The sequence below is a fragment of the Streptomyces sp. NPDC089919 genome (assembly GCF_040684615.1).
In the GTDB taxonomy this organism is placed as follows: domain Bacteria; phylum Actinomycetota; class Actinomycetes; order Streptomycetales; family Streptomycetaceae; genus Streptomyces.
Genome location: NZ_JBFBGK010000134.1, coordinates 1 through 19,370, shown reverse-complemented (window position 1 = coordinate 19,370; position 19,370 = coordinate 1). Strand labels below are relative to the sequence as shown.

The following is a 19,370-nucleotide window of genomic DNA, read 5'->3' as shown; positions in this document are numbered from 1 at the left end:
GCCGTCCACCGCACCGACCTCGTCCGCATCCGCGAACTCATCAGCGGCGCCGGCGGCACCGTCCTCGGCGCCGTCCTCCACGGCGGACAACCCAGCGACCAGAAGGGCGGCCGCAAGGGCCGCTCCAAGGGCGCCGGCCGGACCGAACCCCCGGCCCCCGCCCGCCAGCACGTCCCGCCGCCGGCCCCCCGGCCCGAGCGGGCCGCCGACCCGGCCCCCAACCCCTCGGACCGGATCCCCGACCCGACCCAGCACATCCCCGGCGACGGCAGCGACACGGTGGCCCTGCGCATGGTGCGCCCGGGCGAGCGGTGACGACCGCCGGACCGGCCGGACCGGCACCGCGGGTGCCCGGTCCCCGGCCGGCCGCGGCGACCGGGGCCGCCGGGCCCCGGGAGCCGCGCCGGGCGGTGGCGGTGCTCGCCTCCGTCCTGGACCAGGCCGCGTCCAGCCTGACCAACATCCTGGTGCTGGTGCTGGCCGCGCGGCTGTCCTCCGCGGACGGCTTCGCCGCCTTCTCCATGGTCTACGTGGCCTTCAGCGTGCTGCTGGGGGCCAACATGGCGTACGTCGGGCAGACCGTGGTGCTGGAGCGCGGCGCGGGCCTGGGCGCGGTCTGCCGGTCCGCCGTGGCCTTCACCGGGCTGGGCTCGCTGGTGGCCGGGGCGCTGCTGGCGGTGGCCGGGCTGGTGCTGGCCGGCCCCTCCGGCGGGGCCTTCCTCGCCCTGGGTGCGGTACTCCCCCTGGTCCTGTGCCAGGACGGGCTGCGGTACTGCTTCTCCGCGCTGCGGCAGCCGCAGCGGGCGCTGGCCGCGGACACGCTGCGGCTGGCCTGCGTGCTCGGGGCGCTGCTCCCCCAGCCGCACGGGACCGGGCCCGGCCGGCTGGTGCTGGTGTGGGGGCTCTCGGCGGTGCCGGCGCTGGCGCTGGGGCTCTGGCTGCTGCGGCCCTTCGTCGCGGGCGCGCGGGCGGACGTCCGGCCGTACCTGCGCCGGGGGCACCTCGGGCAGCGCTTCCTGGTGGAGTTCGCCGTGGGCAACGGCTCCAGCCAGCTCGCGGTCTTCGGGCTCGGCGTGGTGGCCACCCCGCTGGCGGTCGGCGCGCTGCGCGGTGCGACCACGCTCTTCGGCCCGCTGAACGTCCTCTTCAACTCCGCGAACGCCTTCGGGCCGCCGCTGCTCGGGCGCTTCCGCGGCAAGCGGGCCGTGGTCCGGGCCACGGCCGCCCTGGGCGGGGTGCTCGCGCTGGTCGGCGCCGGCTGGGGCGCGGTGCTGTACGCGCTGCCGGACCGGCTGGGCCGGCAACTGCTGGGCGCGACCTGGTCCTCGGCCGCCGCGCTGCTGCCGGCGACCGGGGCGCAGTACGCCGTGATGGGCCTGGGCACCTGCGCCCTGCTGACCCTGCGGGTGCTGAGCCCCAAGGCCACGCTCTCCGTCCAGGTCGTCTTCTCGGTCCTGTCGGTGGCCTTCCTGCTGGCCGGCTACGTGCTGTGGGGCGCCGCCGGAGCCGCCTGGGGCCTGGCCCTGGGCTCGGCCCTGAAGGCCGCCGCCGCCTGGTCCCGGGTCGCCCGCCTGACCCCCACGGCCGAACCCGCCGAACCGGCCCCGGCCCCTGCCGCCTGAATCACCCGGGCGCGGGCGGGGCCGGCCGCGGTAGGTTGCGGCGCATGAAGGTGCTGCGCGGGAAGCTCGTCGAACTCCGGACCGCCGTCGGCACGGACGTCCCGGCCCTGGCCGCGATCCGGGCCACCCCCGAGGTCCGGGCCCGCTGGCGCGGCGGGCCGGACCTGGCCGCGGAGGTGGCCGAGGACCTGGCGGCCCCCGACGTGCACTGCTGGACCGTCCGGTACGGCGATGCGGTGGTCGGCATGATCCAGTGGCACGCCGAGGACGAGCCCGACTACCGGCACGCCGGCATCGACCTCTTCCTCGACCCCGCCGTGCACGGCCGCGGCCTGGGCACGGACGCGGTCCGCACCCTCGCCGCGCACCTCGTGGACGACCTCGGCCACCACCGCCTGGTCATCGACCCGGCCGCCGACAACGCCCCGGCGATCCGCTGCTACGAGAAGGTCGGCTTCCGCCCGGTCGGAGTGATGCGCCAGTACGAGCGAGGCGCCGACGGCACCTGGCACGACGGCCTCCTGATGGACCTCCTGGCCGCCGAACTGCTCCGCTGAGTCGCGCACCCCCAGCGCGCCGAGCCCGCGTTCTCCCCAGAGTGGTGTGCGGGGAGATGCTTGCGGGGGTGTGGCAGGCTGGTCCGGAGGCAGGCCCGGGCCGTGGGTGGCCGCAGGCCACGGCGAAGCCGCGAAGCCGACGGGGTGGGCCTGCCGCAGGGCCTGACAGCCACACCCCCGCAAGCACCGGGGACCCGCACACCGCGCCCCCGCCCCCCTCAAACACCGCTGCCCCCCACACCCCTCACCCCGCCCGCGTGGCCGCCTCGTGGAACGCGACCCGCGCCCGGACCGCCGGGGGGAGCCAGTCGGTGTCGGTGACCGGGCGGCCGCCGCCGAGCCGGTCCAGGATCTGCTGCGACGAGGGCCGGCGGGCCGGGTCCGCCGAGAGGCAGTCCGCCACCACCCCGGCGAGGTCCCCCGGCAGCACCCGCACGGCCTGGTCCGCCGCCGTGCCCGCGCCCTCGACGGCCGCGCCGCCCGCGTGGCAGAGCACCATCCCGAAGGCGTACGCGTCCACGGCCGTGGACAGCGGTCCGCCGCAGAGCACTTCGGGGGCGAGGAAGCCGCGGGTGCCGACCACCATGTCGGTACGGGTCAGCCGGGCCGCGTCCAGGGCCCGGGCGATGCCGAAGTCGATGACCCGGGGGCCGGCCGCGGCCACGATGATGTTGCTCGGCTTCAGGTCGCGATGGACGATCCCGCAGGCGTGGATGCCCTCCAACGCCTCGGCGACGCCCAGCGCGAGGGTCCGCAGCACCGGCCCGGGCAGCGGACCGTACGCGCGCAGCACCTCCTCCAGGGAGGGGCCCGGGATGTACTCGGTGACCAGCCAGGGCGTCGGGTCGCCGGGGCCGGCGTCGACCACGGGGGCGGTGTGGAAACCGCCCACCCGCCGGGCGGCCTCCACCTCGCGGGCGAACCGGGCCCGGAAGGCCGGGTCGGCGGCCAGCTCGCCCCGCACCACCTTCACGGCCACCCGCCGGGCCCCGGGCGACAGGCCCAGGAAGACCGTGCCCATCCCGCCCTCGCCCAGCCGCGCCACGATCCGGTACCGGCCCACCTCCCGCGGGTCCCCCGGCAGGAGCGGCCGCTGCCAGGTGGCGCCACCGGGCGCGGGGGCGGCCGCCGCGGGCTCCGGCTCGGGCTCGGGCTCGGGCTCGGGCTCCGGCTCGGGCTCGGGCTCGGGCTCCGGCTCGGGCTCGGGCTCGGGCTCCGGCTCGACGTCCGTCGGTACGTACTCCACCACCTGCTGGACCGGGACCGGTTCGGATGCCATGCGCAGGGCGGCGGCGGCCCGGTCCTCGGCGGCGCGCAGGGCGCGGGCGTTCTCGGCGCCCTCGGCCAGCAGCTCGCCGGCCCGGCGGTCCCGGTCGGACTGCTGCCGGTACTGCTCCCAGGCCAGCTGGGACTCGGGCGGGGCCGGCGCGAGACGCACGATGACGACACCTCCCAGCCGCAGCCCGCGGCTGTGGGCGAACCGGACGAGCGCGTCGTGCAGGTCGGTGCCGATCCGGTCCGGCGCGCCCAGGGCCTGCGCCGCGGGCAGTCGCCCGACCGTGTCCCGGAAGGCGGTCCGCGCAAGGCGCCGCAGGGCCGGCCAGGTGTCCCCCGTCCCCACCGCCCGGAGCGGGTCGGCCACCATGTGGCGGACCCGCACGTCCGCGAAGAGGAGCCGGCCGTCGGCGCTCCCGGCCTGCAGCCGGAAGACTTCTTCCCGCTTCCCCAGGTCGACCCGGTCCACCGTCCGCTCCGCGAAGGGCAGTACGAGGTGCCACCCCGGGAACAGCGCACGGTGGGTGCCCCGGCGGCCCACCACCAGGCAGGTACCCGCCCGGACCCGGCGCAGGGACAACCGCGCCAGCACGCTCCCCAGGGCGAGCAGGATCACCACCAGCTCCACGAGACCGTTGACCGCCACCCGCGCTCCCCTCGACCCCCGGCTGCCGCCGCAAGGGATTGTGGCAGAGGCCACACCCCGGGCACAGGCGTTGTGCCGAAGCCGGCGCCCCGGTCAGCGCAGGGTGCGCTTGTCCTGGCGGTGGGTGGCCACGACCGCCAGGCAGATCATGGCGATGGCCACCCGGCCGGAGGCCTGGAGCAGCGGGCCCCGCAGCAGGATGAAGGAGTATCCGGCGACCAGCGGGACCACGATCGAGATCAGGCTGCCCGGTGGGGAGCGGCGGGTGGCCCGGCGGGCGTACCGGCGGTCCACCCGGGCCGCGGCGTAGCCCATGCCGAGCAGCCCGGCGCCCATGCCCACCGGGCCGAAGTCCAGCCAGAGCTCTGCCCAGATCGGCGAGGAGAGGTTGGTGTTGACCGCGCCCATCCACTGGCCGACCATCACGCCGGTGTCGCGCGGCTTGCCCGGCCAGACCGAGCGGGGCACGGCGAAGAAGACCGAGCCGGCGAGCTGGCGGCCGTAGAAGTAGCCGGGGCCCGACCGGGAGAAGGTGATGGTGTTGGCGAACATGCCGACCTGGTCGTAGTCCTTGAGCGCCATCGGCTCGAGGAAGGACGTGGTCTCCACGGGCTTGTAGTTCTTCTCGTCGTACCGGAAGCGGTCCGCGAACGGGAAGATCAGCAGGGCGGCGATCACGCCCATGCTCAGCGCCACCCGGTACATCGCCGCGCTCACCGGGAAGAGCGTGAAGAGCAGCGAGAACATCACGGTCATGAACCAGTAGCGCGGGTTCGAGATCGGGTTGTTGACGATCAGGTTGAGGACCGCGAGGGCGGCCGTGGTGGCGATCACCGACGGCATCCGGCGGGCCCGGGTCGAGGTGACCAGCCAGCGGGTGTACATCAGCAGGGCGAGCAGCGCCGGGACGGTGCCGAAGCCGCGCAGGAGGGCCTGGCCGGCCTGGCCGTCGTTGGCCGAGACGCCGGCCTCCTCGATGCCGGCGATGATCTCCTGCCGGCTGCTGAAGAAGACCGCGGGGCCGCCGAGCTTGAGGATGAAGACCGCCGAGCAGCCGAAGGCGATGACGGTCAGGAGCTGGAGCCGGCGCCGGTGCACCATGACCGGCCGCCGCACCTCCTCGCCGGTGTGCCGGTCGGGCCGGTGCCGGGCGAGCAGCGCGCCGACGTCGAAGAGGATGCAGCCGAGCAGGATGAGGGCGATGGCCTCGGTGAGGTCGGACCGGGGGCCGACCACGGGCGTGGGGACCTGGCCGAGCACCGCCTGGGCCAGCGGTGCCACGCCCAGGGCCATGTACACGAAGAGCCAGAAGGAGCCCTGGAGGAGCTTGCGGCGGCTGGTGAGGACCATGGCGGAGAGCCGGGCCCCGGCGTACATGGCGAGGGCCAGCTGGACCCAGAAGGCCGCGTCGCGGACACCGGCGCCGGACTGGGAGATGACGAACAGCGGCAGGAAGACGGTGAAGCCGAGGGCCAGCGGGACGGACAGGGCCCGGGAGAGCAGGGTGCGGGGGGTGGTGACCTTGCCCCACTGCTCCGGGTCGGGCACGCCCTTGTCCCGCGGCGGGACGGGCGGGCGGGGGCCCGAGCCCCAGGGGGTGCCCTGTGCGGGCCCCTGTATGTCTGTCGCCACTGCGCCCACCCCATGTCGTGCGATGCGAGGCAGTCTAGCCAGCGCCCGGAGCCCGGAGACGACGAGCCCACGAATGCTGCCGAACCGATAATGTGAACGCCCGGTGCCAGGGGCGGTACCAGTGGGGGTGTATCTCGATGCGTGATCTCCCGGCCTTCACGCTGGCCGGTTACGACAAGGGCCGCGGCAAGCTGACCCAGGCCCTGTGGTTCGCGGTGATGAACACGGTCTTCATGGCCTGGTTCACCCCGGCCCGGGTGCGGGTGGCGCTGCTGCGCGCCTTCGGCGCGGACATCGGCACCGGGGTGCTGATCCGGCACCGGGTGCGGGTGCTGTGGCCCTGGAAGCTCCGGATCGGCGACCACACCTGGATCGGCGAGGGCGCCTGGCTGCTGAACCTGGAGCCGATCACCATCGGCGCGAACGTCTGCGTCTCCCAGGAGGCGCTGCTGTGCACCGGCAGCCACGACCACCGGGCCGCCGACTTCCGCTACCGCAACGCCCCGATCGTCGTCGAGGACGGCGCCTGGGTGGCCGCCCGGGCCACCGTGCTGGCCGGCGTCACCGTCGGCCGGCACGCGGTGGCCGCGGCCGGCGCCGTGGTCCACAAGGACCTGCCCGAGCTGACCCTGCAGACCATGGACGGCGCGCGCCGCCCCGTGGAGGAGCCCAAGTGAGAGTCCTGCACGCCGTCACCCTGCACTCGCCGACGCACGCCTTCGGCGGTCCGGTACGGGTGGCCCTGAACCTCTGCAAGGGGCTGCGGGCGCGCGGCCACGAAGCCGCGCTGGTCGCCCTCGGCGAGGGCTTCGGCGAGCCCTGGCCCACCGACGTCGAGGGGGTGCCGGCCCGGCTGTACCCGGCGCGCCGGCTGCTGCCGCTGGGCTTCAGCGGGATGACCTCGCCGGCCCTGCTGGCGCGGGCCGGGCGGCTGGTGCGGGACGCGGACGTGGTCCACGTCCACCTGGCCCGGGACCTGGTGACGCTGCCGGTGGCGCTGGCGGCGCTGCGGGCCGGCAAGCCGCTGGTGCTCCAGACCCACGGCATGGTCGACCCCAGCGGGAAGCTGCTGGCCAAGGTGCTGGACGCGGTGGCGGTGCGGCGGCTGCTGCGCGGGGCCGGCGCGGTGCTCTACCTGACCCCGCACGAGCGCGAGGCGCTGGACGCGGTGGTGGGCGGCGACGGGCTGCCCAACACGGTCCGGCTGGTCAACGGCGTCCCGGCGCAGGAGGAGCGGCCGCCGCTGGCCGGGCCCCCGCGGATCCTGTACTCGGCGCGCCTGCAGGCCCGCAAGCGGCCGGTGGACTTCGTGCGCGCCGCGGCCCTGGTCCGGGAGCGGCAGCCGGACGCGGAGTACGTGGTGGCCGGGCCCGACGAGGGCGAGGCGGGCGCGGTGGGGCACGCGGTCGACACGCTGCACCTGGCGGACCGGACGACCGTGCCGGGGGCGCTGACCAGCGCGGAGGTCCTGGCGGAGCTGCGGCGGGCGCACGTCTACGTGCTGCCGTCGGTGGAGGAGCCGTTCCCCATGTCGGTGCTGGAGGCGATGGCGGTGGGCGTGCCGGTGGTGGTCACCCACTCCAACGGCCTGGCCCGGGACATCGCGGCGGCCGGTGCGGGCCGCGCGGTCGAGCCGGGGCCCGAGGGCGTGGCCGCGGCGGTGCTGGAGCTGCTGGACGAGGACGTGAACCGGGCCGCGTCGGCCGCCGCCCGGAAGCTGGCGGCCGAGTCGTACTCGATGGACGCCGTGCTGGACACGCTGCTGTCCGTGTACGGGCGGATCGCGAAGGACTGACGGCGCGCGGTGGTACGCCACGGCCCCCGGACGGATGCGTCCGGGGGCCGTGGCGTTTCCTGCGGTACGTCAGGCCGGCAGCCAGGCGTAGCAGCCGGTGGAGACGAACTCCGTGGTCCCCGCGGGGACCTTGGCGACGACCTTGTCACCGGGCTGGTGGCCGAGGCCGGGGCCGGCGGCCAGGCTCTTGCCGCCGCGGCCCTTGGCCTGCCAGGAGCAGTCCGGGCTCTGGGTGAGGGCGCGGTAGGTGCCGGGCCGGACGTCCTTGTGCGACCCGTCGCCGAAGCCGGTCCTCGCCGCGTCCAGGACGGGCTGCTGGTCCGGGCACAGGCCCGGGATGGCGTCCTCGGCGGCCGGGATCTCGCCGGCGATCAGCGCCGCGATCGCGGCGTCCTTGTCGTGCTTGGCGGTCCGGGCCACCCGCTGGCAGGCCTCCTGGCCGGTCTGCAGGACGGCCGCCGGGTCCGTCTTCGCGGGCACCCGGCCCTTGAGGTACTCCTTCTCCTTCGGGGTGAAGGAGCCGGTGACCGGCTTGAGCTGGTCGTCGGAGAGGACCGGTCCGGTCGGCTTGGCGGCCGGCGCAGCGGTGCTGGGGTCGGTGACCGGCTCGGGCGCGGAGGAGCTGGCCGGTGCCTTGGGCGTGGCGGCCGCGCTGTCGTCGGTGTCGCCGCCCGAGCTGCAGGCGGTGAGCGTGAGGGCGGCGGTCAGCAGGACCGCGGCCGCGGCGCGTCGGTTCAGGGGACGCATCAGGTGGCTCCAGAAGGGGGTCGGTGCAGGCGCGGGGCCCGGCCGTGGCGGCCGGACCCCGTGCCCTGGTTCACTCGGCCGGGGCCTTACGGCTGGCCGAAGGTGAGGACCAGCTGCGGCGTGCCCTCACTGGCGGTGGACTCGGAGGACCACAGCCACAGCGGGTCGCTGCCGTTGCTGGTCAGACCGAGGCTGTAGCTGCTGCCCAGGGCCGCGGTGACCGCGGCCTTGTCCAGGTCGATGCTGTGCAGCGCCGAGCCGTCCGGGACGGCGGAGATGCTGCCGAGCACGGTGGCGCCCAGCGTCGGCTTGGTGGTGAAGGTGCTGGTGCCGCTCCAGGTGCCGGTGACCGGGACCACGGAGACGGTGTCGGCGGTGCCGGCCCCCGCCTGGGTGGAGGTCTTGACCTGGAGGGAGGCGGCCTTGAGGACCTGGCCGGCCGGGGCGGCCGGCAGGGTGAAGCGCAGGTAGGACTCGTACAGCGAACCGCTGCCGCGGACGGCCATGGAGGTGGCCGTGCCGTAGGAGGCGCTCGGGGCGCCCTGGTTGATGTACGTGTCCTCGGTCGCGGACACCTGGGTGACGGTGTCGGTGGCGGCCTTGGCGAGGTTGTAGTGGTTGGTCACCTGCGCCTGGCTGAGGACCGAGGGGTAGACCGCGGTCTCGTCGATCTGACCGGCGAAGAAGTTGCTCGTCGGACGGCTCGGCCAGCTGGACAGGTTGTCGCCGCCCACGTGCCAGAAGCCCTCGTAGGCCTGGTGCGTGGTGACGTTCAGCGTGCCCTTGCTCTTGCCGTCGACGTACAGGGCCATGCCCGAGGGGCCCTGGGTGGCGACGGCGTGGTGCCACTTGTTGTCGTTGAACGTGTCGAACAGACCGGTGCTGATGGTCTGGGTCGAGCCGTTGTAGACGCCGAAGACCACGCGACCGGTGTTGGTCAGGTAGATCTGCTTGTCGTAGCTGCTGCTGTTGCGCTCCTTGTTGTTGCCGAAGCCGATCAGCTTGCCGCCGCGGGAGCTGTTGGTCTTGAACCAGGTCTCCAGCGAGTAGCTGCTGCCGACGGTCTGGCGGTGGTCGCTGTAGACCTGCTCGTCGGAGCCGTTGAAGGCGATCGCCGTGCTGGTGCCGGTGATGGCGCCGGGGGCGACCCGCAGCGTCGGGGCGTTGTAGTGCACGCCGCTGGTGTTGCCGCCGTCCGAGGAGTCGGCGGCGTACGGGGTGACCGAGTCGTCGTAGCGCCAGTACAGGGTGGCGCCGTCGGCGCGGACCTGGTTCGGGTACGCCTGGACGGTGGCCGGGACGGTGACGGCGGCGGTGGCCGACAGGGCGCTGGTGTTGCCGGCCGCGTCGGTGGCGGTCACCCGGTAGGTGTAGGACTGGCCCGCCTTGACGGTGGTGTCGGTCCAGGAGGCCTGCGGGCGCTCCCACTCCAGGGACTCCGCGGTGACCGTGCCGATCGGGGTGCCCGAGCCGTTGCGGTAGATGCGGTACGTCAGCTTGCTGTCGTCCTGGTCGTAGCTGGTGCGCCAGCGGACCTGGGCCTCGCCGGGCTTGACCGCGGAGGCGCTGGCGACCGGGGTGGTCGGGGCGCCGACGTCGCCGGTGGAGGCGAAGCGGGTCAGGGCCTGCTGCGGCTTGCCGTTGATGAGGGTGAACTCACCGCCGGCCCACATGTACTTGACGCCGTCCTTCTCCGAGATCGCCATGACGCGCGGGCCGATGCCCTCGCCGATGCCGTCGTTGGCGGTCGGGTGCCAGCCGAGCTTGCGGGGGCTGCGCACGTAGCCGTCCACGGGCGCGGGGGCGGCGCCTTCGTAGTTGGTCAGCTGCGCGTTGAAGAAGTTGCGCTTGCCGTCGGGGAACTGGCCCTCGAGGGAGCAGTCGTGCGCGTGCGAGGAGCTGTACAGGACGCCCTGGTACGGCAGCACGAACTGGGTGGCGCCGAGGCAGCGGTCGCGCCACTTCTCGGTGAAGTCGCTCAGCCGCAGGCCGATCCGGCCGTCGAAGACGCCGCCGCCGGAGCCCTCGTTGCCGGTGTAGAAGCCGCCGTCGTCGTCGGTGGCGATGTCCTTCACGACCGAGGTCGAGGGGATGTAGCCGTTGGGGTACGTCTTGGTGTTCGCGCCGGTGGTGGCGTTGACCACGGCCAGCGCGTGGCTGTTGGCGCCGTTGACGTAGAAGAAGTCGCCGCCGAGGATGACGTTCTTGCCGTCGGGGGTGACCTCGATGGCCCGGCCCGGCTCGTCCGCGTTGGCGGTGAAGGGCTTCAGGGCGCCGGAGGTGGCGTCCACCGCGGCGAACCGCTCGCGGGTGGTGCCCTCGACGGTGCCGAAGTCGCCGGCCGCGTAGAGCGTGTCGTCGGTGACGGCGAGCGCGCGCACGGTGGCGGGGAAGGACGGGTGGAACGACGGCTTGGGGGCGCAGCTGTCGATGTCGATGGCGGCGACGCTGGCGACCGGGACGCCGTTGACGGCGCCGAAGTATCCGGCGGCGTAGAGCGTCTTCTCGTCCTTCGAGACGGTCAGCGCGCGGACCGTGGCGGTGCCGTCGCCGACGGTGAAGGAGAGGTGGCAGTCGGTCGGGTTGCCCGTCGCGGCGTCCAGCGCGACGAAGTTCACGGCCTCCTGCTCGGCGCCGCTGCCGGCGCCCTCCGGCGGCATGACCGCGGAGAAGGTGCCACCGGCGAAGACGGTGCCGTTGGCCTGCGCCATCGCGTACACGATGCCGTTGGTCTGCCAGGTCGGCAGGTCGTCGGCGGTGAACGCGACGGGCGTGGTGATGGCGGATGCCTGCGGCATCACGACCAGCCCGATGCCGGCACCCGCGCCGGCGAGGGAGAGGACGAGGGCAGCTGTCAGCCCTCTGGATCTACGCATGAGCCCCCCAGGGCAATCGCCCGGTTTGAATGGCTGGATTTATCCGAACAGCCATATGTACTCGCGCAGATTAGGGCTCAGGTGAGGGCCCGGTCACCCCACTTGACCCATTGGATACCAATGAGGACAGGCGAATCGGTGCACTGCGGACATACGGCACAACAAAAAGAACGATGCATACCGGCCAGTACCGGTAGGTACTGACCGGGACATGCAAACTCTAGGGGGTCAGCGGTCGATGCGGACCGTCACCCCGGCCAACTGGTCCTCGACCTGGCGGACGTCCGCGTCCACCATGATCCGGGCCAGCTCCTCCACCATGACCGTCGGCTTCCAGCCCAGGAGCTCCTGCGCCTTGCTCGCGTCGCCGATCAGGGCGTCGACCTCGCTGGGGCGCTCGTACTTGGGGTCGTAGCGCACGTACTCGTTCCAGTCGAGGCCGACGTGCGCGAAGGAGGACTCCACGAACTGCCGGACCGTCGCGGGCACGCCGGTGGCGACCACGTAGTCGGTGGGCTCGTCCTGCTGGAGCATCCGCCACATGGCGTCGACGTACTCCGGCGCGTAGCCCCAGTCGCGGACCGCGTCCAGGTTGCCGAGGTAGAGGCGGTCCTGGAGGCCGGCCTTGATGCGGGCCACCGCGCGGGTGATCTTGCGGGTCACGAAGGTCTCGCCGCGGCGCGGGGACTCGTGGTTGAACAGGATGCCGTTGACCGCGTACATGCCGTAGGCCTCGCGGTAGTTCACGGTGGTCCAGTACGCGAAGACCTTCGCGGCACCGTACGGGCTGCGCGGGTGGAAGGGCGTGGCCTCGTTCTGCGGGGGCGGCGTGGCGCCGAACATCTCCGAGGAGGAGGCCTGGTAGATCCGGGTGTCCACGCCGCTGGCGCGGATCGCCTCCAGCAGCCGCAGGGCGCCGAGGCCGGTGACGTCGCCGGTGTAGAGCGGGGCGTCGAAGGAGACCCGGACGTGCGACTGGGCGCCGAGGTTGTAGACCTCGTCGGGCTGGATGTCACGGAGCAGGTTCACCAGCGCGACGCCGTCCGAGAGGTCGGCGTGGTGCAGGACGAAGGACCGGTTGGCGGTCTGCGGGTCCTGGTAGATGTGGTCGATCCGCTCGGTGTTGAAGCTGGACGAGCGGCGGACCAGGCCGTGCACCGTGTAGCCCTTGGAGAGCAGGAGCTCCGCCAGGTACGAACCGTCCTGACCCGTCACGCCGGTGATCAGTGCTGTCTTGCTCATGCGGGTTCTCCCAGGGAATCGATGGTGGTTCGTACTGAAATGCGGGGTTGATCCCCTGCGGGTGAATCGGGTTTGACATCATCCGGTGCATGACTGCATCGCCGTACCTGCCCACGCACGCCCGCGTCTTCGTCGCGGGCCACCGCGGCCTCGTGGGATCCGCCGTCGTCCGGCGGCTCACCGCCGACGGCCACGAGGTGATCGTCCGCGGGCGTGAAGACCTGGACCTCCGCGACGCGGCGGCCACGGAAGCCTTCCTCAAGGACGTCCGCCCGGACGCCGTCGTGCTCGCCGCCGCCAAGGTCGGCGGCATCATGGCCAACAGCACCTACCCGGTGCAGTTCCTCGAGGACAACCTCAAGATCCAGCTGGCCGTGATCGCCGGCGCCCACGCGGCCGGCGTCGGCCGGCTGCTCTTCCTGGGCTCGTCCTGCATCTACCCGAAGCTGGCGCCCCAGCCGATCAGCGAGGACGCCCTGCTGACCGGCCCGCTGGAGCCGACCAACGAGGCGTACGCGCTGGCCAAGATCGCCGGCATCGTGCAGGTGCAGTCGTACCGGAAGCAGTACGGCGCCTCCTACATCTCGGCCATGCCGACGAACCTCTACGGCCCGGGCGACAACTTCGACCTGGAGACCTCGCACGTGCTGCCGGCGCTGATCCGCCGCTTCCACGAGGCCGCGGCCGAGGGGCGCGAGGAGGTCGTGCTGTGGGGCTCGGGCACCCCGCGCCGGGAGTTCCTGCACGTGGACGACCTGGCCGCGGCCTGCGCGGTGCTGCTGGCCTCCTACGACGGGGACGAGCCGGTCAACATCGGCTGCGGCGAGGACCTCACCATCCGCGAGCTGGCCGAGACGGTGGCCTCGGTCACCGGCTTCACCGGCCGGCTCGCCTGGGACACGTCCAAGCCCGACGGCACCCCGCGCAAGCTGCTGAACGTGACCCGGCTGACCTCCCTCGGCTGGAAGCCGGGGATCGGTCTGCGGGACGGCATCGCGGCCACCTACCGCTGGTGGCGCGAGCAGAGCTGAACTCATCGACCGGCCCCTCAGTACGCTCCGCGCCCGTCGACGACGGCGCGGAACGTACGGGCCACCAGGTCGACGTCGCTGGTGAAGGACCAGTTGTCGACGTACTGGAGGTCGAGCTGGACGGTCTCGTCCCAGGACAGGTCGGAGCGGCCGCTGATCTGCCACAGGCCGGTCATGCCGGGCCGCACCGCGAGCCGGCGCAGCTCGACCTCGTCGTACTGCGCCACCTCCTCGGGCAGCGGCGGCCGCGGGCCGACCAGGGACATCCGGCCGGAGAGGACGTTGATCAGCTGCGGCAACTCGTCGAGCGAGGTGCGGCGCAGCAGCCGGCCGACCCGGGTGATCCGGGGGTCGCGGCGCATCTTGAACATGTGGCCGTCGTTCTCGTTGGCCCCGGCCAGCTCGGCCTTGCGGCGGTCCGCGTCGACCACCATGGTGCGGAACTTCCACATGGTGAACGGCACGCCGTCCCGGCCGATCCGGCGCTGCCGGTAGAAGGCGGGGCCCGCCGAGCCCAGCCGGATGGCGGTCACCAGGCCGAGGAAGACGGGGGCCAGCACCAGCAGGCCCAGGGCCGCGCCGGTGCGGTCCAGCGCCGACTTGAGCAGCGGCTGGACGCCCCGGCGCACCGGGGGCGCCACCCGCAGCACGGCGAGGCCGCCGGCGGAGACGGTCTCCAGGCGCTTGACGGATATCTCGACCAGCCCCGGGAAGACGGCGAGCTCGAGCCCGGCGTCGTGCAGGGCCCAGGCGATCCGGCGCAGCCGCTCGCCCGCGAGCCGGGCGCCGGGGGCGACCAGCACGAGGTCGGCGTGCTGGTCGCGGACCGCGGCCAGCACCGGGTCGGCGTCCGCGCCGGGCGCCTCGGGCATCTGCGGGTCCAGCCGCGCGGGTACCGGTACCCCGCTGGTCAGCGCACCCGGGCCGACCGGCACCACGCCCACCACGACGTACGGGTGGTCGGTGCGGCCGGCGAGGTGGCCGATGACGCTCTCGGCGGCGCCGACCTCGCCGACCACCAGGACCCGGCTGACGGCCTGGGCCTCGCGGCGGGCGGCGCCGAGGTGGCGGTAGGTGAGCTTGTGGCAGACGACGGTGAGCAGGAGCGCGGGCAGCAGGGCGCACAGCGAGACCAGCGGATCGCTGGATTCACCGGTCGCGGCGCGGCCCACGGCCAGGACACCGATGAGAATCAGCCAGTCGTGGAGCACCGGCAGGACACCGCGGGATTCGCCGAGGGCCCGCGCGGCGTAGCGCCGGCGCAGTGCCTGGACTCCGGTCCAGACCAACGCCGCGCCCAGCGCGCAGCCCTTCGGGTACGGCTGGTGGGCCGCCTCGAAGGCGAACCACACCGGAACACCCGCGCCGAGCAGGTCGGTGACCAGCGCGGCCGGCAGGTACCAGCGCGCTTTGACACCCAGGCCTCGGGTGGCCCCACCCGGCACTGGTGCTGATCTGGCCACTCTCGCAGCGGGAACGTGAACATGCCTCATGGGCCCCCCTGGCACGTACGGTCGTCGGAGTCGCGCACCGCCCACCGCTTCCCCTGGCGGCGAACGTCTGACGCACCGGGAAACAGTACGACAAACGCCCGTACGGGAAGTGCCGTTTACGTGAACGAGACAGCTCGTTGCACACTCGTTAACAGGCGGTATCCCTCGTTCCGATTTTCGGGACCTCCAGTACCGCAACCAGATGAATAGTTCGCATATCGGATGCGTCTCTTCGGACAACGAACGATTTCCGGCCAACCTTTTGACGCGGCCCTGACATTCATACATCCCGGGTGGCAATCTTCACTCCGTTCTCCGCACAGCCCGCTCTGCCCGGCGACCCACCCAGCCGCCCGGGACCCCCTTCAAGAGGAGCCTGCGTTGAGTCCCACCCCCCACCGGCGCGCCGCCACTGCCACCAGCGCGCTGATCGCCGCTGCGGCCATGCTCGCCGTCGGCATCCAGGCCGGTACCGCCAACGCCGACGCCACCGCGTCGCAGGGCGCTCCGTCCATCGCCCGCTCGAACCCGGGCGCGGCCCCCGCGAAGCTCTCCCCCTCCGAGCGTGCGACGCTCATATCGGAGGCGAACTCGACCACCTCCCAGGCGGCCAAGGCCCTCGGCCTCGGCGCCAAGGAGAAGCTGATCGTCCGCGACGTCGTCAAGGACGCCGACGGCACCACGCACACCACCTACGAGCGGACCTTCGACGGGCTGCCCGTACTCGGCGGCGACCTCACGGTCCACGCCAAGGGCGGCGTCACCAAGTCGGTGACCCGGGCGACCAACCGCACCATCTCGGCCGCCACCACCGCGGCCGTGACCGCGGCCACCGCCGAGAAGCAGGCCGTCGGCGCCGCGAAGGCGCAGGGCGGCAAGGACTCCAAGGCTTCCCGCTCCGCCCGCAAGGTGGTCTGGGCCGCCTCCGGCACCCCGCGCCTGGCGTACGAGACCGTCGTCGGCGGCGTGCAGCACGACGGCACCCCGAGCAAGCTCCACGTGATCACCGACGCCAAGACCGGCGCCAAGATCTTCCAGTGGCAGGCCATCGAGACCGGCATCGGCAACACCCAGTACAGCGGCCAGGTCACCCTCGGCACCTCGCAGTCGGGCAGCACCTACAACCTGACCGACACGGGTCGCGGGAACCACAAGACCTACAACCTCAACCACGGCTCCTCGGGCACCGGCACGCTCTTCTCCGGCCCGGACGACACGTGGGGCAACGGCGCCGCCTCCAACGCGGAGACCGCCGCCGCCGACGCCCACTACGGCGCGCAGCTGACCTGGGACTACTACAAGAACGTGCACGGCCGCAACGGCCTGCGCAACGACGGCGTGGCCCCCTACAGCCGCGTCCACTACGGCAACAGCTACGTCAACGCCTTCTGGGACGACAGCTGCTTCTGCATGACCTACGGCGACGGGTCCGGCAACAACGCGCCGCTGACCTCGATCGACGTGGCCGCGCACGAGATGACCCACGGTCTGACCTCGGTCACCGCCAACCTGACCTACTCGGGCGAGTCCGGCGGCCTGAACGAGGCCACCTCCGACATCATGGCCGCGAACGTCGAGTTCAACGCCAACAACCCGACCGACGTCGGCGACTACCTGGTCGGCGAGAAGATCGACATCAACGGCGACGGCACCCCGCTGCGCTACATGGACAAGCCGAGCAAGGACGGCTCGTCCAAGGACAGCTGGTACTCCGGCCTCGGCGGCATCGACGTGCACTACTCGTCGGGCCCGGCCAACCACGTCTACTACCTGATGTCCGAGGGCTCCGGCGCCAAGGTCGTCAACGGCGTCAGCTACAACTCGCCGACGGCCGACAACCTGCCCGTCACCGCGATCGGCCGGGACGCCGCCGCGAAGATCTGGTTCCGCGCGCTGACGGTGGGCTACTTCAAGTCGAACACCAACTACGCCGACGCCCGCGTCCAGACCCTGAAGGCCGCCGGCGACCTGTACGGGGTCGGCTCGACCACGTACAACAACGTGGCCAACGCCTGGGCCGGCATCGCGGTCGGCGCCCGTGTCGTCCAGGGCGTCACGGTCACCAACCCCGGCAACCAGAACACCGTCACCGGCAGCGCGGTGAGCCTGCAGATCCAGGCCACCAGCACCAACGCCGGCGCCCTGACCTACTCGGCCACCGGCCTGCCGACCGGCCTGTCGATCAACTCGTCCACGGGTCTGATCTCCGGCACCGCCTCCACCGCCGGCACGTACAACCCGGTCGTCACGGTGAAGGACTCCGCCAACCAGACCGGCACCGCGTCGTTCCAGTGGACGGTCGGCACCCAGCTGAACGTCTTCGAGAACACCACCGACTACCAGATCGCGGACAACGCGACCGTCGAGTCGCCGATCGCGGTCGCCCGCTCCGGCAACGCGCCCAGCACCCTCAAGGTCGAGGTGCACATCGTGCACACCTACGTCGGTGACCTCGTGGTCGACCTGGTCGCCCCCGACGGCTCCGTCTACAACCTGCGCAACCGCTCCGGCGGCAGCGCGGACAACATCGATCAGACCTTCACGGTCAACGCCTCTTCCGAGGTGGCCCAGGGCACCTGGAAGCTGCGGGTCAAGGACGCGGCCTCCCTCGACACCGGCTACATCAACAGCTGGAAGCTCACCTTCTGATCTCCTAGGGGATCAGCGGCGCTGAGTCGCACCGAGTGAACCGAGAACGGCCCGGGGGTCTCCCCCGGGCCGTTCTGCCTGTACGGAGGGGACCTTCGCCGCCGCGGAGGCGCGGGCCGCGGCGCGAGACTGGGAGCGACAACCTACGGGACCGTAGGTTACGGATCCCGGAGGGACGCGCACATGACGCAGGAGCCGCAGCAATCCCGGCCGGACGACCACCCGTGGCTGATCCAGGGCGGCATGGGCGTGGCCGTCTCCGGCTGGCGGCTGGCCCGCGCGGTCTCCGGACCCGGCCGGCTCGGCGTGGTCTCCGGCACCGCGCTGGACGTGGTGCTGGCCCGGGTGCTCCAGCTCGGCGACCCGGGCGGGCACGCCCGCCGGGCGCTGGCCGCCTTCCCGCTGCCGGAACTCGCCCGGACCGCGCTGGACTGCTACTTCGTCCCGGGCGGGGTGCCCGAGGGCACCCCGCTGCGGACCGCGCCCCGGCTGCGCGCCACCGGCGGCAGCCAGGCCGAGGTCCTGACGGTCCTGGGCAACTTCACCGAGGTCTGGCTGGCCAAGGAGGGCCACGACGGGCCGGTGGGCATCAACTACCTGGAGAAGATCCAGCTGGCCACCGCGCCGGCGCTGTTCGGCGCGATGCTGGCCGGGGTGGACTACGCCCTGGTCGGGGCCGGCGTGCCGGGGCGCATCCCGGAGCTGGCCACCCGGCTGTCCCGGTACGAGCGGGTGGTCAGCCCGATCGCCGTCGAGGGGGACGAGGAACCGCTGCCCCAGCTCTTCGACCCGGCCGCGCTGCTGGCCGGGCAGGTGCCGGGACCGCTGCGCCGGCCTCAGGTGCTGGCCATCGTCTCGCTGCCGGTGCTGGCCGCGTACCTGGCCCGGGACGAGGTCACCCGCCCCGACGGCTTCGTCATCGAGACCAGCGGAGCCGGCGGGCACAGCGCCCCGCCGCGCGGACCGCTGACGCTCGACGCGGCGGGCGAGCCGGTGTACGGGCCCCGGGACCATCCGGACCTGGCCCGGATGGCCGGGCTCGGGCTGCCGTTCTGGCTGGCGGGCGGCCAGTCCTCGCCGGCGGCGGTGGCCGCGGCGCGGGCCGCGGGGGCGGCGGGGGTGCAGGTGGGCAGCGCCTTCGCGCTCTGCGAGGAGTCGGGGATGACGGAGCGGCTGCGGGCGCAGCTGCGGGAGCGGGCCGTGGCGGGGACGCTGCGGGTGCGCAACGACCCGGCGGCCTCGCCGACCGCCTTCCCCTTCAAGGTGGCCGAACTCCCGGGCACGGTCTCCGAACCGTCGGTGGCCGGGGCCCGGCGGCGGGTCTGCGACCTGGGCTTCCTGCGGACGCCGGTCCGCACGCCGCGGGGCCTGGCCTACCGGTGTGCGGCGGAGCCGGTGGGGGCGTACGTCCGCAAGGGCGGCGCGGTCGCCGACACGGTCGGCAAGCAGTGCCTGTGCAACGGCCTGCTCGCCACCGTCGGCCTCCCCCAACGCCGCCCGCACGGCGCGGTCGAGGCCCCCCTCGTGACGATCGGCAAGGACCTCACGTTCCTTGCGACCTTGTCCCCGGACGGTGCCCCGTACCGGGCCGCGGCGGTCGTGTCCTGGCTTGCCGAGGGCCTCGACTGACCCGCCGTCGTGGGTTGCCGCTGCGCGGAGCGGAGCCCCCGACCCACCCTTCCACCGTTCCCCGGGCTCTGCCCGGACCCGCGCCTCAAACGCCGGCGAGGCCGACATCAAGGAGCAGGCCATGGAGAAGGCCGCGGAGGTCAAGGACCAGGCCGTCGAGAAGGCCGCCTTCGTCG

13 protein-coding genes and 1 pseudogene are annotated in these 19,370 nt (G+C 73.2%); 8 read left to right on the top strand and 6 right to left on the bottom strand.

What is annotated here, in order from left to right; all coding sequences use genetic code 11:
- From AB0O40_RS34005 to AB0O40_RS33995, 3 genes and pseudogenes are all read left to right on the top strand, one after another.
- Positions 1 to 315, top strand: a pseudogene (locus AB0O40_RS34005) (lipopolysaccharide biosynthesis protein); the annotation flags it as partial.
- Positions 312 to 1,622, top strand: a complete 1,311-nt coding sequence (locus AB0O40_RS34000) for a hypothetical protein (RefSeq protein WP_365049439.1) — start codon at positions 312 to 314, stop codon at positions 1,620 to 1,622. The pseudogene AB0O40_RS34005 and the gene AB0O40_RS34000, both read left to right, overlap by 4 nt.
- A 44-nt stretch (positions 1,623 to 1,666) precedes the next feature.
- Complete coding sequence (locus AB0O40_RS33995; protein ID WP_365049437.1) at positions 1,667 to 2,179, top strand: GNAT family protein; 513 nt, start codon at positions 1,667 to 1,669, stop codon at positions 2,177 to 2,179.
- A 244-nt stretch (positions 2,180 to 2,423) separates the two neighbouring features.
- Here the strand turns inward: AB0O40_RS33995 and AB0O40_RS33990 are convergent, their stop codons facing one another.
- Together AB0O40_RS33990 and AB0O40_RS33985 are read right to left on the bottom strand one after the other, a co-directional pair.
- Positions 2,424 to 4,100, bottom strand: a complete 1,677-nt coding sequence (locus AB0O40_RS33990; RefSeq protein WP_365049435.1) for a protein kinase — start codon at positions 4,098 to 4,100, stop codon at positions 2,424 to 2,426.
- 93 nt (positions 4,101 to 4,193) lie between these two features.
- On the bottom strand, positions 4,194 to 5,648 hold the full coding sequence (locus AB0O40_RS33985) for a hypothetical protein (protein WP_365049441.1): 1,455 nt from the start codon (positions 5,646 to 5,648) through the stop codon (positions 4,194 to 4,196).
- 221 nt (positions 5,649 to 5,869) lie between these two features.
- Here AB0O40_RS33985 and AB0O40_RS33980 point away from each other — a divergent pair, with 221 nt between their 5' ends.
- The gene (locus AB0O40_RS33980) at positions 5,870 to 6,409 is read left to right on the top strand and encodes a WcaF family extracellular polysaccharide biosynthesis acetyltransferase (RefSeq protein WP_365049433.1); all 540 of its coding nucleotides are present in this window, start codon (positions 5,870 to 5,872) and stop codon (positions 6,407 to 6,409) included.
- Positions 6,406 to 7,527 carry a glycosyltransferase gene (locus tag AB0O40_RS33975; RefSeq protein WP_365049431.1) on the top strand — a complete coding sequence of 374 codons (1,122 nt, stop codon included), beginning with the start codon at positions 6,406 to 6,408 and terminating at the stop codon, positions 7,525 to 7,527. The genes AB0O40_RS33980 and AB0O40_RS33975 overlap by 4 nt, the downstream gene beginning before the upstream one ends.
- Positions 7,528 to 7,596: 69 nt before the next feature.
- Here AB0O40_RS33975 and AB0O40_RS33970 read toward each other — a convergent pair whose 3' ends face one another.
- The 3 genes from AB0O40_RS33970 to gmd form a co-directional block, all read right to left on the bottom strand.
- On the bottom strand, positions 7,597 to 8,274 hold the full coding sequence (locus AB0O40_RS33970) for a hypothetical protein (protein WP_365049429.1): 678 nt from the start codon (positions 8,272 to 8,274) through the stop codon (positions 7,597 to 7,599).
- 86 nt (positions 8,275 to 8,360) lie between these two features.
- Positions 8,361 to 11,150, bottom strand: coding sequence for a LamG-like jellyroll fold domain-containing protein (locus AB0O40_RS33965; protein ID WP_365049427.1), 2,790 nt, complete (start codon positions 11,148 to 11,150; stop codon positions 8,361 to 8,363).
- 228 nt (positions 11,151 to 11,378) lie between these two features.
- Positions 11,379 to 12,392 carry a GDP-mannose 4,6-dehydratase gene (gene gmd / locus AB0O40_RS33960; RefSeq protein WP_365049425.1) on the bottom strand — a complete coding sequence of 338 codons (1,014 nt, stop codon included), beginning with the start codon at positions 12,390 to 12,392 and terminating at the stop codon, positions 11,379 to 11,381.
- Between the two features lie 89 nt (positions 12,393 to 12,481).
- Here gmd and AB0O40_RS33955 point away from each other — a divergent pair, with 89 nt between their 5' ends.
- A complete protein-coding gene (locus tag AB0O40_RS33955; RefSeq protein ID WP_365049423.1) occupies positions 12,482 to 13,423 on the top strand; it encodes a GDP-L-fucose synthase in 942 nt (313 codons plus the stop codon).
- Positions 13,424 to 13,440: 17 nt separating this feature from the next.
- On the opposite strand, the gene AB0O40_RS33950 is transcribed toward AB0O40_RS33955, so the two are convergent.
- Complete coding sequence (locus AB0O40_RS33950) at positions 13,441 to 14,916, bottom strand: sugar transferase (protein ID WP_365049421.1); 1,476 nt, start codon at positions 14,914 to 14,916, stop codon at positions 13,441 to 13,443.
- A gap of 381 nt (positions 14,917 to 15,297) precedes the next feature.
- Here AB0O40_RS33950 and AB0O40_RS33945 point away from each other — a divergent pair, with 381 nt between their 5' ends.
- Entirely contained in the window at positions 15,298 to 17,565 is a 2,268-nt protein-coding gene (locus AB0O40_RS33945; RefSeq protein ID WP_365049419.1) for a M4 family metallopeptidase, read from the top strand.
- Positions 17,566 to 17,748: 183 nt separating this feature from the next.
- Positions 17,749 to 19,194, top strand: a complete 1,446-nt coding sequence (locus AB0O40_RS33940) for a nitronate monooxygenase (RefSeq protein ID WP_365049417.1) — start codon at positions 17,749 to 17,751, stop codon at positions 19,192 to 19,194.
- The last annotated feature ends 176 nt before the right edge of the window (positions 19,195 to 19,370 follow it).